This is a genomic window from Streptomyces sp. NPDC001157 (genome assembly GCF_053598255.1).
The window spans coordinates 21,730-37,635 of the sequence record NZ_JBSFJW010000022.1; the positions used below are offsets into that span (position 1 = coordinate 21,730).

At 69.3% G+C, this 15,906-nt stretch carries 14 protein-coding genes, 1 tRNA gene and 2 pseudogenes; 7 read left to right on the top strand and 10 right to left on the bottom strand.

Annotation, left to right across the window (positions count from 1 at the left end):
- Nucleotides 1-17: 17 nt before the first annotated feature.
- Nucleotides 18-475 (top strand): annotated as a pseudogene (locus tag ACWDAG_RS30690) (transposase); the annotation flags it as partial.
- Between the two features lie 133 nt (nt 476-608).
- On the top strand, nt 609-1,388 hold the full coding sequence (locus tag ACWDAG_RS30695; RefSeq protein WP_450698785.1) for a DUF5707 domain-containing protein: 780 nt from the start codon (nt 609-611) through the stop codon (nt 1,386-1,388).
- 65 nt (nt 1,389-1,453) lie between these two features.
- Here the strand turns inward: ACWDAG_RS30695 and ACWDAG_RS30700 are convergent.
- Nucleotides 1,454-1,600: pseudogene (locus ACWDAG_RS30700) on the bottom strand (IS5/IS1182 family transposase); the annotation flags it as partial.
- 142 nt (nt 1,601-1,742) lie between these two features.
- Between ACWDAG_RS30700 and ACWDAG_RS30705 the strand changes: the two are divergent.
- Nucleotides 1,743-2,657 carry a tyrosine-type recombinase/integrase gene (locus ACWDAG_RS30705; protein WP_450698914.1) on the top strand — a complete coding sequence of 305 codons (915 nt, stop codon included), beginning with the start codon at nt 1,743-1,745 and terminating at the stop codon, nt 2,655-2,657.
- 78 nt (nt 2,658-2,735) lie between these two features.
- Here ACWDAG_RS30705 and ACWDAG_RS30710 read toward each other — a convergent pair.
- Nucleotides 2,736-2,809, bottom strand: a tRNA-Thr gene (locus ACWDAG_RS30710).
- Nucleotides 2,810-3,025: 216 nt separating this feature from the next.
- Here ACWDAG_RS30710 and ACWDAG_RS30715 point away from each other — a divergent pair.
- The 3 genes from ACWDAG_RS30715 (at nt 3,026) to ACWDAG_RS30725 (ending at nt 5,703) form a co-directional block, all read left to right on the top strand.
- On the top strand, nt 3,026-4,162 hold the full coding sequence (locus tag ACWDAG_RS30715; RefSeq protein ID WP_450698786.1) for an ABC transporter ATP-binding protein: 1,137 nt from the start codon (nt 3,026-3,028) through the stop codon (nt 4,160-4,162).
- A 236-nt stretch (nt 4,163-4,398) separates the two neighbouring features.
- A complete protein-coding gene (locus ACWDAG_RS30720; protein WP_450698787.1) occupies nt 4,399-4,854 on the top strand; it encodes a hypothetical protein in 456 nt (151 codons plus the stop codon).
- A gap of 117 nt (nt 4,855-4,971) precedes the next feature.
- Nucleotides 4,972-5,703 (top strand): nucleotidyltransferase family protein, encoded by a 732-nt coding sequence (locus ACWDAG_RS30725; RefSeq protein WP_450698788.1) that lies wholly within the window; start codon nt 4,972-4,974, stop codon nt 5,701-5,703.
- A 205-nt stretch (nt 5,704-5,908) separates the two neighbouring features.
- Here ACWDAG_RS30725 and ACWDAG_RS30730 read toward each other — a convergent pair whose 3' ends face one another.
- The 6 genes from ACWDAG_RS30730 to ACWDAG_RS30755 form a co-directional block, all read right to left on the bottom strand.
- A complete protein-coding gene (locus ACWDAG_RS30730) occupies nt 5,909-7,579 on the bottom strand; it encodes a DoxX family membrane protein (RefSeq protein WP_450698789.1) in 1,671 nt (556 codons plus the stop codon).
- A 290-nt stretch (nt 7,580-7,869) separates the two neighbouring features.
- On the bottom strand, nt 7,870-8,811 hold the full coding sequence (gene rlmB, locus ACWDAG_RS30735) for a 23S rRNA (guanosine(2251)-2'-O)-methyltransferase RlmB (RefSeq protein WP_450698790.1): 942 nt from the start codon (nt 8,809-8,811) through the stop codon (nt 7,870-7,872).
- A 107-nt stretch (nt 8,812-8,918) separates the two neighbouring features.
- On the bottom strand, nt 8,919-10,316 hold the full coding sequence (gene cysS, locus ACWDAG_RS30740; protein ID WP_450698791.1) for a cysteine--tRNA ligase: 1,398 nt from the start codon (nt 10,314-10,316) through the stop codon (nt 8,919-8,921).
- A gap of 70 nt (nt 10,317-10,386) precedes the next feature.
- On the bottom strand, nt 10,387-10,893 hold the full coding sequence (gene ispF, locus ACWDAG_RS30745) for a 2-C-methyl-D-erythritol 2,4-cyclodiphosphate synthase (RefSeq protein ID WP_450698792.1): 507 nt from the start codon (nt 10,891-10,893) through the stop codon (nt 10,387-10,389).
- Nucleotides 10,883-11,635, bottom strand: a complete 753-nt coding sequence (gene ispD / locus ACWDAG_RS30750) for a 2-C-methyl-D-erythritol 4-phosphate cytidylyltransferase (RefSeq protein ID WP_450698793.1) — start codon at nt 11,633-11,635, stop codon at nt 10,883-10,885. The genes ispF and ispD overlap by 11 nt, the downstream gene beginning before the upstream one ends.
- 278 nt (nt 11,636-11,913) lie before the next feature.
- On the bottom strand, nt 11,914-12,396 hold the full coding sequence (locus ACWDAG_RS30755; RefSeq protein ID WP_003953493.1) for a CarD family transcriptional regulator: 483 nt from the start codon (nt 12,394-12,396) through the stop codon (nt 11,914-11,916).
- A gap of 613 nt (nt 12,397-13,009) precedes the next feature.
- On the opposite strand from ACWDAG_RS30755, the gene ACWDAG_RS30760 reads away from it, so the two are divergent.
- A complete protein-coding gene (locus tag ACWDAG_RS30760) occupies nt 13,010-13,681 on the top strand; it encodes a DUF461 domain-containing protein (protein WP_450698794.1) in 672 nt (223 codons plus the stop codon).
- 82 nt (nt 13,682-13,763) lie between these two features.
- Here ACWDAG_RS30760 and ACWDAG_RS30765 read toward each other — a convergent pair whose 3' ends face one another.
- Both ACWDAG_RS30765 and ACWDAG_RS30770 read right to left on the bottom strand, forming a co-directional pair.
- Nucleotides 13,764-14,444: a response regulator transcription factor gene (locus tag ACWDAG_RS30765; RefSeq protein WP_009340348.1), complete on the bottom strand. Its 681-nt coding sequence runs from the start codon at nt 14,442-14,444 to the stop codon at nt 13,764-13,766.
- Complete coding sequence (locus ACWDAG_RS30770) at nt 14,441-15,709, bottom strand: sensor histidine kinase (protein WP_450698795.1); 1,269 nt, start codon at nt 15,707-15,709, stop codon at nt 14,441-14,443. The genes ACWDAG_RS30765 and ACWDAG_RS30770 overlap by 4 nt, the downstream gene beginning before the upstream one ends.
- Nucleotides 15,710-15,906: the final 197 nt, after the last annotated feature.

A 15,906-nucleotide genomic window follows, 5' to 3' on the forward strand; every position in this document is an offset into this window, starting at 1 on the left:
ACGACCCCTGGAACCATCCGAGCCCCGTGGACCGGGGCAAGCCGGGTTCCAAGATGCACGTCCTGACGGACGCGAACGGACTGCCCCTTCTCGTCAGCGTCTCGGCCGCCAGCACCAACGACAGCGAAGCACTGAAGCCCATGGTCGAGGGTCACCAAACGAGACACGACCCCCACTGCGGCCGCCACTTCAAGCCTCAGCGCCTGCACGCCGACAAGGCGTCTGACATCCCCCACCTGCGCAAATGGTTACGCGGCAAGCGCATCGGCGTGCGCATCGCCCGCAAAGACATCGAGTCCAGCGAACGGTTTGGTTGGGCCGCCGAAGGCGGGTGATCGAGCGCACGATGTCGTGGCTGTCCGGCTACCGCAGACTCAGCCCACGCTACGAACGCAATCCCAGCAACTACCTGGCCTTTCTCGGCCTGGCCACCGCCCTGGGCTGCTGCAAGCGACTCGCCCGCGTCACCACATAGGGCACCGTCTAAACGTGATCTCGAACACATAGTCGACAGAATCGCGTTTTCCAGACAACCATTCCCGTCTCCTGCGGATCTGGTCACACGAGTCAACCGGCTCCATGACCACTCCATGCGGGGGAACCCACCCATGCGTATCCGAGCCGCCGGCGCCATCGTCACCGGCGCCCTGGCCCTGTCCGCCTTCGCCGTCCCGGCCGCCCACGCCGACGCGGGCCGCGGCGACACCAAGATCTCGAACGTCGTGGTCAACGGGGGCAAGCCCGTCGTCGTCGGCGCGACCGGGAGCAAGACCTTCTCCGTGACCTTCACCGTCACTGACGACTCGGGCGTCGACTGGGCGCAGGCGATCCTGTACCACGGCCCGAGCATCGATGAGTCCGACAGCGGTGCGGTGGCCAACACGAGCGACCACCGGTCCAAGTGCACCGAGGTCAGCGCCACCACGTCGACCTGCACCGCGACCTACACCCTGAAGGCCCACGCCAACCTCATCAACAAGGTGGCCGGCACGTGGAAGGTCTGGGCGGTCGCCCGGGCCAAGGACACCAACTACGTCCAGCGGGACAACGTCAAGACCTTCCAGGCCCAGCGTCAGTCCAAGCTGACGGTCAACGCCGCCCCGGAGCCCGTGAAGAAGGGCAAGACTCTCACCGTCACCGGTGCGCTGACCCGGGCCGACTGGAACGCGGCCAAGTTCTCCGGCTACAGCGGCCAGTCGGTCAAGCTCCAGTTCCGCAAGAACGGCTCCAGCGGCTACACCACGCTGAAGACCGTCAAGACGGACTCCAGGGGCAACCTGAAGGCCACGACCACCGCGACGGCGGACGGCTTCTACCGCTTCTCCTTCGCGGGCAACGCCGGCACCCCGGCGGTCGCCGCCGCGGGTGACTTTGTTGACGTGCAGTAACCGGTGAGCAGTAGGCAGTACCAATCCGGCCCCGGAAGCATCCAGCCTCCGGGGCCGGAACCTTTTGACGTCATGGGGTTTGGACTGCACCGGGATCTGCGGAAGATCCGCCAGGACTTCAGGCGTGCGACTCCACGTTCGACCGATGCCTTTGCCGTGGACAGCGCCCGGTTGACGGTCTTCTCCGTGAGGGTGAGTTCCCGCAGGGGTTTGCACCTGTCCATGGCAGAGGGGCACCGGCGCACTGCGTCACGGCGTCTTGCGGGGCCGGTCGTCCCGTCTCGGGGCGGGTGAGACGGAACGCCCGCTGCCCCTGTCCCAACACCATCCCGGTCGGCAAAGCTCTCCGAGTGGCTGCCGTTCTGGCTCGACGAATACATCCGCCCCAACCGGAAGCGGACGACGTACATCAAGTACGAGATGCACGTGCGGCTGTACCTCGTGTCGCTCCTGGGTAGTCGGCGACTGGAATCGCTCACTACCGCGAACGTCCGGCAGATGCTCTCGAAGGTCACAGCGCAAGCGTCGGCCGCAACCGCGAAGGAAGCGCACCGAGTTCTGCGAACAGCCATCACAGCGGCGTGCCGTGACGAACTGATCAGCCGAAACGTGGTGCAGTTGGTTCCCGCGCCCCGAGTCGAGTCGCGCGAACTGCACCCCTGGTCGCTGGAGGAGACCCTGACCTTCCTGGAAGCTGCGCGCACCGATCCGCTCTACACCGCGTTCGTCCTGGCGGTCGCTCTCGGCATGCGCCGCGGGGAGATCCTCGGATTGCAGTGGCGGCACGTCGACCTTGACCGCCGCACCCTCACCGTGCGGACGACGCTGCACCGTGGCGGCAAGGAGCTGTACCTCGACACGACCAAAGAACCGGCGGGCGCGAGTGATCCCGATTCCGCTGATGTGCGTGGCACGCTCCGGTGGCAGCGTCTGCGGCAAGCAGAGCGGCGTACGGCAGCGGGCAAGGACTGGCACGAGAGTGATCACGTGTTCACCACCCGCAGCGGCCGGCCGATCGAACCTCGGAATCTGTACAGGTCGTTCCTGCGCATCGCAGAGTCCGCCGGCCTCCCGCAGGTTCGTCTGCACGACACCCGCCACGGTTGCGCATCCCTGCTCTTCGCGGCAGGTGTGGCTCCCCGAACCGTCATGGAGATCCTGGGACACTCCCAGATCGAGGTGACGATGAACGTCTACACCCACGTGAGCGACGGCGATCGTCGGGAGGCCATGGGCCACATGGACCGCCTGCTCAAACGGCGCCGTTAAGCGGCACTGCCGTCAAGAACTACCGTCAACGCCCCCGCTGTCGATGACCGCGGGGGCGTTGTCCCAGCTGGGGAAGTGAGCCCCCTGTCGGATTCGAACCGACGACCTTCGCTTTACAAGAGCGGCGCTCTGACCAGCTGAGCTAAGGAGGCCTGCACGCAAGCTTCGCGTGCGTGCCCGTGCAGTGTACCCAGGTCCCGGCCCGCCCCCGTCGAAAATTTCCGCGAAGTTCACAGCCCCGGGGGTACTGACAGATCAGGCGAACGGCAGGTAGCGTCCTGAGCCAGTCCGCTCTCGTGGACTACACCACCACCTTCCTACAACGGATCGTCCGGCACGTTCCTGCCGGTAGAAGGGGGCCCATCACCATGGCCACTGTTACGTTCGACAAGGCGACCCGGATCTACCCGGGCACCGAGAAGCCCGCCGTCGACGGTCTGGAGATCGAAGTCGGGGACGGCGAGTTCCTCGTCCTCGTCGGTCCGTCCGGCTGCGGCAAGTCCACCTCGCTCCGCATGCTCGCGGGGCTCGAGGACGTGAACGCCGGCGCCATCCGCATCGGTGACCGCGACGTCACGCACCTGCCGCCGAAGGACCGGGACATCGCCATGGTGTTCCAGAACTACGCGCTGTACCCGCACATGACCGTCGCCGACAACATGGGCTTCGCGCTCAAGATCGCCGGCGTCAACAAGGCGGAGATCCGCAAGAAGGTCGAGGAGGCCGCGAAGATCCTCGACCTCACCGAGTACCTGGACCGCAAGCCGAAGGCCCTCTCCGGTGGTCAGCGCCAGCGTGTCGCCATGGGCCGCGCCATCGTCCGTGAGCCCCAGGTCTTCCTCATGGACGAGCCGCTGTCCAACCTGGACGCCAAGCTCCGTGTGTCGACCCGTACGCAGATCGCCTCGCTGCAGCGCCGTCTCGGCATCACCACCGTCTACGTCACCCACGACCAGGTCGAGGCCATGACGATGGGCGACCGCGTGGCCGTACTCAAGGACGGTCTGCTCCAGCAGGTCGACTCGCCGCGCAACATGTACGACAGGCCCGCCAACCTCTTCGTCGCCGGCTTCATCGGCTCCCCCGCCATGAACCTGGTCGAGGTCCCGATCACCGACGGCGGCGTGAAGTTCGGCAACAGCGTCGTCCCGGTCAACCGTGACGCCCTGAAGGCCGCCGCCGACAAGGGCGACCGCACGGTCACCGTCGGTGTCCGTCCCGAGCACTTCGACATCGTCGAGGAGGGCGGCGCCGCCGCCACCGCCCTGTCCAAGGACACCGAGGACAAGCCGGCCGGTCTCGCGGTCTCCGTGAACGTCGTCGAGGAGCTCGGCGCCGACGGCTATGTCTACGGCACCGCCGAGGTCGGCGGCGAGACCAAGGACCTGGTCGTCCGTGTCGAGGGCCGCCGGGTCCCGGAGAAGGGCTCGACCCTGCACGTGGTGCCCCGCCCGGGCGAGACCCACGTCTTCTCCACCTCGACGGGTGAGCGTCTCACCGACTGAGGCCACTCGGCCGACCGGCAACTCCCGAAACACCCATCCCGGGTAATTCACCCAGGTTGACGAAGATGGGCCCCGCAGACCCCTGCGGGGCCCATCTTGTTGTCGACATTTACCCCGGCACACCGGTCATTTCGAGCAGCGTGCGTCAACTTCACGCCCAATTCGAAGCGGCTTTCCGTCCCCCGAATTGATTACTAAATGTCGCCAAATCATCACCTGGCGCTACTCTCACTCGCGTGAAGCACTCCACTAACCAACAGACGCGACGCGGCCGGGGCCCCGCCCGCCGTATCGGCCGCACGCTCGCCCTTGTCCTGCCCGTCGTCCTGGTGCTTTCCGGGACCCTCGCGGTCACCCGAGTCAACTGGACGGGGAACCCCTCGGACTCGGTCCTCACCGCCTCGGACGCGTCCGCCATCACCTCGGACGCCAAGGCCGCCCACCGCGCCCCGCAGGACGTGCTGCGCGACAAGCTCCTGGGCGAGCTCCAGGAGGAGGACCCGGGCACGGTCCTCACGCACCTCCAGCAGGCCGTGAACGAGCGCCCGTCGCTCGCCAAGCACTGCGTCTCCATCGCCCGGTCCCTGGGCCGCGCCGCGGTGCGCATGTACGGCCCCACGCGCGCCCAGTCCTACGCCCGCCCGGTCTGCGACACGTCCTTCGCCTCGGGCGTCGCGGCGGCGCTCAGCTGAGCCGGAACCGTCCCTCCTCCGCCGTGGACCCCACGGACGGTTCGGAGGAGGGTAACGGCTGATTAAGGAACGGTTGCAGGCTCCGGACGCGGGCGGGACGCACCGTACAGTTCGGTCATGACCCATCCGAGCGCCGCGTCCCGCCCCGTTCAAGCCGTCGTCCTGGCCGGTGGCCAGGGCTCCCGGCTGCGTCCCTACACCGACGACCGGCCCAAGCCGATGGTCGAGATCCCCGGCACGGGGACTCCGATCATCGGCCATCAGCTTGTCTGGCTGGCCGAGGAGGGTGTGACGGACGTGGTGGTCAGCTGCGGCCATCTCGCCGAGGTGCTGCAGGACTGGCTGAAGTCCGCCGACCTGCCGGTGAAGGTGACGACGGTCGTCGAGACGGAGCCGCTCGGGCGGGGCGGTGGACTGAAGTACGCCGCCGCCCATCTCCCGCACCCGGACCAGCCCTGGTACGCCACCAACGGCGACATCTGGACCCGCTTCTCGCTGCGGGACATGGCGGACTTCCACACGGAGCGGGACGCTGTCGCCACTCTGGCGCTGGCCCGGCCGCGCATCCCCTGGGGTGCGGTGAAGACCGACGGCTTCGGGCACATCACGGACTTCATCGAGGCGCCGCCGTCGACGTTCGAGATCAACGCGGGTGTGTACGTGTTCTCGCCCGGGTTCGCGGATCTGCTCCCGGAGCGGGGCGATCACGAGCGGACGACCTTCCCTCATCTGGCCCGTGAGCGGCGGCTGGCGGGGTTCCCGATTCCCCAGGGTGCGTACTGGCGCGCCATTGACACGGCGAAGGATCTGACCGAGGCCGCGAAGGAGCTGGCCGCTCTGGGGCGGTGAGGGCGCTCTTGGGCGGGTGAGAGCTCGGGGGGTGCGGTCGTCTTCTGACTGCGGGTCGGTGGGGGTTGATCGCGCCCACGCGGCGGAGCCGCACATTGAATACGCCCGGCGCCCCTTCCGAGCGCTGCAGCACCGCATGCTGAAAAGGTCCCGCACGTTTGTGTGCGGGACCTTTTCGTATGGACCCAAGGCTGAGCGGCTCTGGCTACCCCAGCAGGCCGCCCACCAGGCCCGGGTCGCCCGAGGAGGAGCCTCCGGAGCCTGTGCCGCCTTCTCCGCCGCCGGAGGTGGGGCCGGAGCTGGTGCTGGGGGCGCCGCCGGACGGGGAGGAGTGCTGGGGCGGGGTCCGGCCCGCGGTGCCCTGGGTCTGGCTGGGCGCGCCGCCGGTCGCGGTGGCGCCCGGTGTGGTCGCCCTGCCGGAAGGGGTGGAACCGGCGGTGGCGCCCTGGGTCGGCGTGTTCGAGGCCGAGGGCGACTGGCTGTGCCGCTTGTGCGGCTCCTGCGGGAGCGGGGATCCCGGCAGTTCGTTGCGCGGGGCCTCGCCGGGTCCGGGGACGATCACACGGTCGGCGTCACGGACCGCACCGCCGAGCAGCGAGCCGACGAGCAGGGTCAGGCCGGTCACGATCGCCGTGACGAGGGCGCCGCGGCGCAGGACGTAGGCGCGCAGGTCCCAGATGTCGGAGCAGGGTCCCAGGCGCCGCCAGGCGCTGCCGGCGAGGCGGCCGTCGATTGAGTAGACGGGGGCGCCGGCGATGATCAGCGGGGACCAGGCGGCGAGGTAGATGATGTCGGGGGCGTCGTAGGCGGGAACGGTCTTCCAGCTGACGGTGACGATCAGCGCGGCCGACAGCAGTGCGCCGAAGACGGCGGCGACCCGCTGCCAGCAGCCCAGGACCGTGAGCACGCCCACGACGACCTGTGCGAAGGCGATGACGAGACCGGAGCCGACGGGGTGCTGCAGGGCGAACTGCCGCAGCGGCTCGGCGACTTCCCAGGGGTGCAGGGTGTTGAGCCACTTGACCATGGAGCCGCGCTTGCCGCCGTCGAAGTAGACGGGGTCGCACAGCTTGCCCATGCCGGCGTAGATGGAGATGAAGCCGAGGAAGATGCGGAGGGGGAGGAGGACGACGCCGAGGTTCATACGGCGGCCCGGGTAGTAGGCGTGCCGTGCCGGATCGACGCCCTGGCGCCTGGCGGGCCGGTCGGTGTCCTCCTCGTCGAACTCACCGAACTCGTCGGGGTCCTCGAACTCGTCCGAGTCGTCGAACTCGCCGGTCTCGTCGAAGTCCTCGAACTCCTGGGCGCCGTAGGCGTGTTCCTCGTCGTACGTGCTGCCCGCGGTGCGCATGCCGGGGAGGAGGCGGGTGCCGACGATGTCGTCGACGGGGCGGCCGCGCTGGGCGCCGACGATCGGGGTCTCTACGGTCTGTTCCAGCTCGTCGTAGGCCTCGTCGTAGCCGCCGACCTCCACGCGCGGGATGACCTGGGTGGCTCCCGCGTCGACGGACGGGTCGTCGCCGTGCCGGACGCTGCCGCCGCGCACGGCCTGGAGCAGGCGGTGCGCGCCGGTGTCGTCGGGGGCCGACCGGCCGCTCCAGACGACGGGCCGCCGGCGGGCGCCCGCGCCCGCTCTGCTTGCGGCGGTACCGACGGCGGGCGTGCGGGTGGCGTCCTGGGTGGCGGTCAAGTGCCGTGCGATCCGCGGAGATCGGGTGCGGGCCGAGGCGCCGAGCTGCACACGGAAGCTCGCATGATTGACGATGACCTGCGCCGGATCGCTCGGCACCTTCACCATGCTCAGCGCGGGAGCGTCATCGAATCCCGACGGGCCGTCCCCCGGGGGCGTGCGGGGTGTTCTGGTGTCCACACTCATCTAACCGAGTGACGTGTGGTTAGGACACTGCTTTGACCCGCCGGATGTGTCCGGATCGCGTCAACGTTGTCCGGGACGCCCAGATTGACCCGTACGAGTGATGACACGAACGCGCGTTCAGTCGCGCCGACGAGCCGCCACACCCGCATTCAACGACTTCGCCCACCCGGCATCGGAGTCCGCACCCCCAAAGCCACAGGCCCCCTCCTGCCCGCCGCCCTCGCAGCTTCGCGCTTCGGACAGCTGCCCCCGGCCTCCGACCGGCAGGCTCCGGCCTCCGCCGACCGCCCTCAGCCCCGTCGACGAGCCGCCTCGTACAGCACGATCCCGGCGGCCACACCGGCGTTCAGCGACTCGGCACCGCCCGGCATCGGAATCCGTACCCGGAAGTCGCAGGTTTCGCCGACGAGGCGGGACAGGCCCTTGCCCTCGCTGCCGACCACGATCACGACGGGGCCCTCCAGGGCCTGAAGTTCACCGATCTCGTGCTCGCCGTCGGCGGCGAGGCCGACGACCGCGATGCCCTGCTTCTTGTACGCCTCCAGGGCGCGGGTGAGGTTCGTGGCGCGGGCGACGGGGGTGCGGGCCGCCGTACCCGCCGACGTCTTCCAGGCGCCGGCGGTCATGCCGGCCGCGCGCCGCTCGGGTACGACGACGCCGTGACCGCCGAAGGCGGAGACGGAGCGGACGACGGCGCCGAGGTTGCGCGGGTCGGTCACGCCGTCGAGGGCGACGATCAGCGGGTCCTCGCCGTCGTCGTGGGCGGCGTTCGCCAGGTCCTCGGGGTGGGCGTACTCGTACGGCGGGACCTGGAGGACCAGGCCCTGGTGGTTGAGGCCGTTCGTCATGCGGTCGAGCTCGGGGCGGGGGGCCTCCATGAGGTTGATCCCGCCGCGCTCGGCGGCGAGCTGGAGGGCCTCGCGGACGCGCTCGTCGTTGTCGATGAACTGCTGGACGTAGAGAGTCGAGGCCGGTACGCCCTCGCGCAGTGCCTCGACCACCGGGTTGCGGCCGACGACCAGTTCGGACGACGACTTGCCGCCGCGGCCGCGCGGCACCGGACGGCGCTGCGTCTGCTTGGCCTTGGCGGTCGCGATGCGGTTCTTCTTGTGCCCCTTGCGCATCTCGGCGGGCGGGGTCGGGCCCTTGCCCTCCAGGCCCTTGCGCCGCTGGCCGCCACTGCCGACCTGCGCGCCCTTCTTGCCGGACATGCGGCGGTTGTTGGCTGCCATGACCTACCTGTCTGCTCTCAAAAGGGTGAAGCGTGCGTTCGTACGTCTATGAAGTGTGCCGCCCGGACGGCCGGGCGGCACAATCGATCTTCTGATCAGCTGCTGGGTCAGCGCGGGCCGAGGCTCCAGCGCGGCCCCTGCGGGCCGTCCTCGATGGCGAGACCGGACTGGTTGAGCTGGTCGCGGATGGCGTCCGCGGTGGCCCAGTCCTTACGGCCGCGGGCCGCCTCGCGCTGGTCGAGGACCAGGCGTACGAGGCTGTCGACGACGCCGTGCAGATCGTCGCCGCGGTCGGCCTCGCCGGCCCAGTGCTCGTCGAGCGGGTCGAGCCCGAGGACGCCGAGCATGGCGCGCACCTCGGCGAGGCGGGCCACGGCGGCTTCCTTGTCGTCGGCGGCGAGGGCGGAGTTCCCCTGCCGGACCGTGGTGTGCACGATGGCGAGGGCCTGCGGCACGCCCAGGTCGTCGTCCATCGCCTCGGCGAAGGCGGGCGGCACCTCGGCGGACGGCTCGACGGCGCCGGCCTTCTCCACCACCCGCTGCACGAACCCCTCGATGCGCGCGAACGCCGACTCGGCCTCGCGCAGCGACTCCTCGCTGTACTCGATCATCGAGCGGTAGTGCGGGGTGCCGAGGTAGTAGCGCAGCACGATCGGCCGCCACGTCTTGACCATCTCGGAGACGAGGACGCTGTTGCCCAGCGACTTCGACATCTTGTCGCCCGCCATGGTCACCCAGGCGTTGTGCACCCAGTACTGCGCGAAGTCGTCGCCGTAGGCCTTGGCCTGAGCGATCTCGTTCTCGTGGTGCGGGAAGATCAGGTCGAGGCCGCCGCCGTGGATGTCGAAGGCGGTGCCCAGGTACTTGTGCGCCATCGCCGAGCACTCCAGGTGCCAGCCGGGACGGCCGCGGCCCCAGGGCGTCGCCCAGGTCGGCTCGCCCGGCTTGGCCGACTTCCACATGGCGAAGTCGCGCGGGTCGCGCTTGCCGGTCTCGCCGACGCCCGAGGGCTGCTGGAGGTTGTCGAGTTCCTGCCGGGACAGCTCCAGATAGCCAGGGAAGGAGCGCACGTCGAAGTAGACGTTGCCGTCCGCCTCGTAGGCGTGACCGCGCTCGATCAGGCCCTGCATCATCTCGACCATCTCGGTCACATGACCGGTCGCGCGCGGCTCGTACGTCGGCGGGAGGCAACCGAGCGCGGTGTAACCGTCGTTGAACGCGCGCTCGTTGTCGTAGCCGATCGACCACCACGGGCGGTTCTGCTCGGCCGCCTTCGCGATGATCTTGTCGTCGATGTCCGTGACGTTCCTGATGAACGTCACGTCATAGCCGCGGTACTCGAACCAGCGGCGCATGATGTCGAAGTTGAGGCCCGACCGGATGTGCCCGATGTGCGGGGCCGCCTGCACGGTGGCACCACAGAGGTAGATCGAGACACAGCCCGCTGTGAGCGGGACGAAGTCACGGATCTGCCGGGCGTTGGTGTCGTACAGGCGAATGGTCACCACTCCAGGGTAGTGGGCGCCGGGTAGTGCGTTGCGCCCCTTCCGCTCAAGGGGCACGGTTTCGTGACGTTCACCCCCGGTCGGCCCGCACCACCAGCGCCGTTGCCACCGCCATCAGGCCCTCCTCGCGGCCAGGGAACCCGAGCCCGTCCGTCGTGGCGCCCGATACCGACACCGGCGCACCGGCCGCCTCGGACAGCAGTTTCTGCGCCTCGTCGCGGCGCTTGCCGATCTTCGGGCGAGGTCCTACGACCTGTACGGCGATGTTGCCGATGCGGAAGCCGGCCGCGCGGACGATGCGGGCCGCCTCCGTGAGGAGGGTGATGCCGGACGCGCCCGACCACTCGGGGCGGCCCGTGCCGAAGTGCTGCCCCAGGTCACCGAGGCCGGCGGCGGAGAAGAGGGCGTTGCATGCGGCGTGTGCGACGACGTCCGCGTCGGAGTGGCCGGCCAGCCCGGGGCCCTCGCCCTCCCACTTCAGGCCCGCGCACCACAGCTCGCGGCCCTCCTCGAAGGCGTGGATGTCGGTGCCGATGCCGACCTGGGGCAGCGGCATGTCGAAGGAGTCAGAAGCCATCGTTCAGCCTCCGGCGGGCCAGGACCGCCTCTGCCAGGACCAGGTCCAGCGGGCGCGTGACCTTGAAGGCCTCCTCGTGGCCGGGTACGACCACGACCTGCAGGCCCAGCTGCTCGATCATGCTGGCGTCGTCGGTGACGTCGTCGGTCACGGTCTCGTGGGCACGGACGAGCGTGGCCCGTGCGAAACCCTGGGGGGTCTGCACGGCGCGGAGGCGGGAGCGCTCCGGGGTGGCCACCACCGGCTCCGGGTCGCCCGGTGCCGCCGCCGGCTCGACCTCCTTGACGGTGTCGGCGAGGGGCAGTGCGGGCACGACCGCCGGCGCACCTTCCCGTACCGCCTCGATCACCGCGTCCACCGTGTCCACCGGGACCAGCGGCCGCGCGGCGTCATGCACCAGCACGATGTCGAAGTCCGGCGGCAGCGCGTCGAGGCCGAGTCTCACGGACTCCTGGCGCGAGTCGCCGCCCGGTACGACGAGGAAGTCGGTCCGCTCGGGCAGCGCGTGGGCGTCGAGAAGCGACTTGACCTCGGGCGCGCCGTCGGGCGGTGCCACCACGACGACCAGGGAGACCGCGCGGGACGCGGCCATCGCCCGCACCGCATGGATCAGCATGGGGGTGCCGCCCAGCGCGCGGAGCGCCTTGGGGGCGCCCGGACCGAGGCGTACGCCCCGTCCGGCGGCCGGAATCACCGCGGCCGTGCGGGTTCCGGCGGGCGAAGGGCGCGAATCGTCAGACATCGGTTCCTGTCAGGTTTGTGTGCTGGCCTTGCGTGGGTATGGCCTGGGAAGTGCCGGGCGCGACGCCTTGACCGGACCCTTCCGTGACACCGGTCGAGCCAGCTGCCCGGGCCCGGCACGCCAAGTATCGCGGGGGAACCTCCCCGCCAGTGACGGCGTACGCAAGGCGTGCCTGGGTATGGACATGCCGCAGCGCCCGGCGACAGAAAATACGTCATCGGGCACCGCGGCATTTCAATGTACTGAGTGCTGAAGCGGGCTTGCGCCTGCTGTCAGGTTCAGGACGCGAGAACCTCGTCGAGCAGGGCCTCGGCCTTGTCCTCGTTCGTGTTCTCCGCGAGGGCGAGCTCGCTCACCAGGATCTGGCGGGCCTTGGCGAGCATCCGCTTCTCACCCGCGGACAGTCCGCGCTCACGCTCACGACGCCACAGGTCACGCACCACTTCCGCGACCTTGATGACATCGCCGGAGGCGAGCTTCTCCAGGTTTGCCTTGTATCGACGCGACCAGTTCGTGGGCTCCTCGGCATACGGCGCGCGCAGCACCTCGAAGACCCGGTCCAGCCCGTCCTGACCGACCACATCACGTACGCCGACGAACTCCGCATTGTCCGCTGGCACACGCACCGTCAGGTCACCCTGGGCGACCTTCAGCACCAAGTAGGTCTTGTCCACGCCTTTGATCTGGCGAGTTTCGATGGCCTCGATCAGCGCGGCCCCGTGATGGGGATAGACCACGGTGTCGCCAACCTTGAACGTCATGTGACAGGTACCCCTTCCGTGGCTATCCAGAGTAACACGGAAACCGCGGGTTCTGAATGGCGTTTTCGCAGGTCAGGGCATATCTCGGGGCTTGACAACAGCAACAGGAACGTGCTGCGCGGCCCCAGCGGAAGAAGGTATTCGCAGGTCGGAGCGGCTCTCCGGGGGAGGTGAAACCCGTACGTTACACACATCCGGAGGCCCACCCAAGGGGACGAACGTCCACATATGTCCGGTTCCAAGTGTGCGACTTCCGCTACTCCGTTCGGTGCCAGGAGTCACTTCCGCGTCGATTCCGGAATTGATCACAGGCGCCCGACTACGTGGCCTGTTGTTCTGTGGCTTGTTCCGCGTCGTGATCAATTCCGGGGGCGGTCGCGCATTCCTTCACGGAAATTTTGCGCCCCGCCGGACGGGGTATGCCAGGGGGACTTATGTGAATGCCGGACGGGCGTGGCTACCCCCTGTGGACTACTCCCTGGTGAGCCATGCCGGGGCCAGAGGGAGGGTCGGGTGCGGCGACTCGGGAACGGCTCGGTAACCTAAGGCCGCTGACAGACACTTAGGGCGGCTTTATCGGTCGCCACGCTCGAGTCAAGGAGTTGCCGCCGCCGTGAGCAGCAGCCTTCGACGCGGTGCCCTCGCCGCCGCCGTCATCGCGTTCTCGATCGCCTCGCTCGCCGCGTGCGGTGCGGGCGGCGACGCTCAGACGCTGGAAATCAAGCCGGACAACGCGGCGACCAAGGTCGGCGACATCAAGGTGCAGAACGCCCTGGTCATCACCCAGCCGGACGTCCAGGCTGCCGGTCCGGCCGTGATCTCGGCGACCCTGTTCAACAACGGTGGCACCGCGCAGACGGTGGACTCGATCACCCTCCCGAACGCCAACGCGACCGCCGAGATCAAGCCGGCCAAGGGCAGCGGCAAGCTCGTCGTGCCGGCCCACGGCTCCTTGGTGATCGGCGGCAAGGGCAACGCGAGCGCCGTGCTGGCCAACGGACGCGAGGCGGTCCAGGACGGCAGCGTCCGCAAGGTCACCTTCACCTTCAGCAAGACCGGCGACGTGAGCCTGAGCGCCTTCGTGGTCCCGGCCAAGAGCTACTTCGAGTCGTGGGGCCCGAGCGAGATCCCGTCGGCCCCCGCCTCCCCCACCCCCAAGCCGGGCAAGAGCACGACGGCGTCCCCGAACCCGTCCACCTCGGCCTCGAAGCCGTCCACGTCGGCCACCCCGACCGACGCGGCCTCCGCGAGCGTGTCGCCGTCGAAGTCGACCGCCGGTCACTGAGCAGCAGTCGTTACGACGAAGGGCGGGACCTCTCCAGGAGGTCCCGCCCTTCGTCGTCACGACGTAAGGCCCGGTGGCCGGCCTACGGCTCAAATTTGTAGCCGAGACCGCGGACCGTCACCAGGTACCGGGGCGCACCCGGGTCCGGCTCGATCTTCGCGCGCAGGCGCTTGACGTGGACGTCCAGGGTCTTGGTGTCGCCTACGTAGTCGGCGCCCCAGACGCGGTCGATGAGCTGCATGCGGGTCAGGACGCGGCCTGCGTTGCGCAGGAGCATCTCCAGGAGGTCGAACTCCTTGAGGGGGAGGTCGACCTTGGAGCCGGAGACCGTGACCACATGGCGGTCCACGTCCATACGGACCGGGCCGGCCTCCAGGGCGGCCGGGGTGACCTCCTCGGGCTCGCCGCGGCGGCGCAGGACGGCCCGGATGCGGGCGACCAGTTCGCGGGACGAGAACGGCTTGGTGACGTAGTCATCGGCTCCTATCTCCAGGCCTACGACCTTGTCGATCTCGCTGTCCTTGGCGGTCACCATGATGACGGGGACGTTGGAGCGGCCGCGCAGCTGACGGCACACCTCTGTGCCCGGCAGCCCGGGCAGCATCAGGTCGAGGAGGACGAGGTCGGCGCCGTTGCGCTCGAACTCGTCGAGTCCGTCGGGGCCCGTGGTCGCGATGGCGACCTCGAAGCCCTCCTTGCGGAGCATGTACGACAGGGCGTCGGAGAAGGACTCCTCGTCCTCGACGACAAGCACTCGGGTCACGGAAGGACCTCCGGGGCGGGAAGCGGTTCGTACGGGGATGACTGGGGGGTGGTTCGGCCGGCCTCGTCGTCGAGATCGTCCGGGTCGGGGTGGTGGTGCGCGCGGTCGCGGGCAACCCCCGCCTCCGGCAGCCTCAGGGTGAAAGTGGAGCCCTGACCCTCGGAGCTCCACACCGTGACCTCCCCGCCGTGCGAGGCGGCCACGTGCTTGACGATCGCGAGTCCCAGGCCCGTGCCGCCGGTGGCACGGGAGCGGGCCGGGTCCACGCGATAGAAGCGCTCGAAGATGCGCTCCTTGTCCTTGTCGGAGATGCCGATGCCCTGGTCGGTCACGGCGACCTCGATGTGGTCACCGCCGGGTGCGGTCACCCGGCGGGCGGCTATGCCCACGCGAGTGCGTGCGGGCGAGTAGTTGACGGCGTTCTCGACAAGGTTGCCCAGGGCGGCGGCCAGCTGACCCCTGTTGCCCCAGACGTACAGGTCGGCGGTGCCGCCTGCGGCCATGGTGATCTGCTTGGTGCCGGCCTGGTGGCGGCAGCGGTCGATGGCCTCGGCGACCAGTTCGTCCACCCGGACGGGTTCGGCGTCCTCCAGGGGGTCGTCGTTCTGCACCCGGGACAGGTCGATGAGTTCCTGCACCAGGCTGGTGAGCCGGGTGGCCTCGATCTGCATACGGCCGGCGAAGCGCTCCACCGCCTCCGGGTCGTCCGAGGCGTCCATGACGGCCTCGGAGAGGAGGGAGAGAGCGCCGACCGGGGTCTTCAGCTCGTGGCTCACGTTCGCGACGAAGTCGCGTCGTACCGCCTCGATGCGGCGGGCCTCGGTGAGGTCCTCGACCAGCAGGAGCACCAGGCGGGAGCCCAGTGGGGCCACCCGCGCGGAGACGGCGAGCGCCTCGCCGCCCCGCCCTGTGCCCCGCCGCGGCAGGTCCAGCTCGACCTGGCGTATCTCCCCGTCCCGCCGGGTGTCCCGGGCCATCTGGAGCATCGGTTCCACGGAGAGCCTGCCGCCGCGGACCAGGCCCAGGGCGTACGCCGCGGAGCTCGCCTTGACGACCGCGTCGGCCTCGTCGAGGACGACGGCCGAGGAGCGGAGCACGGACAGGACGGTGTCCACTCCCGGCGGAAGCACCGGGTCCGTATGCAGGGAGGTGCGGGTGGGGCGCTTCTGCTCCCGCTCGCTCCAGCGGAACGCCAGCATGGCGATCACGCCGGTGAGCACCCCGGCGATCGCTGCCGCTGCGGCGACCGCCGCGTTCACGTCCATGCAAACAGGTTAGGCATGGGGTAGGACATCCCCACAGCCGTCGAGGTGCGAGCTCGAACACTCGTCGCCCAGAGTTCACCTTGGAGCCAGTGATGGTTCATTTGGGGTGACGGAAACGGACGCGTACGGGCCGGAACGTGGGAGCGTGGGGTGCGAAGCGCCGTTTCTGGACGGCCGGTTTCGGCCGACGGACGCAC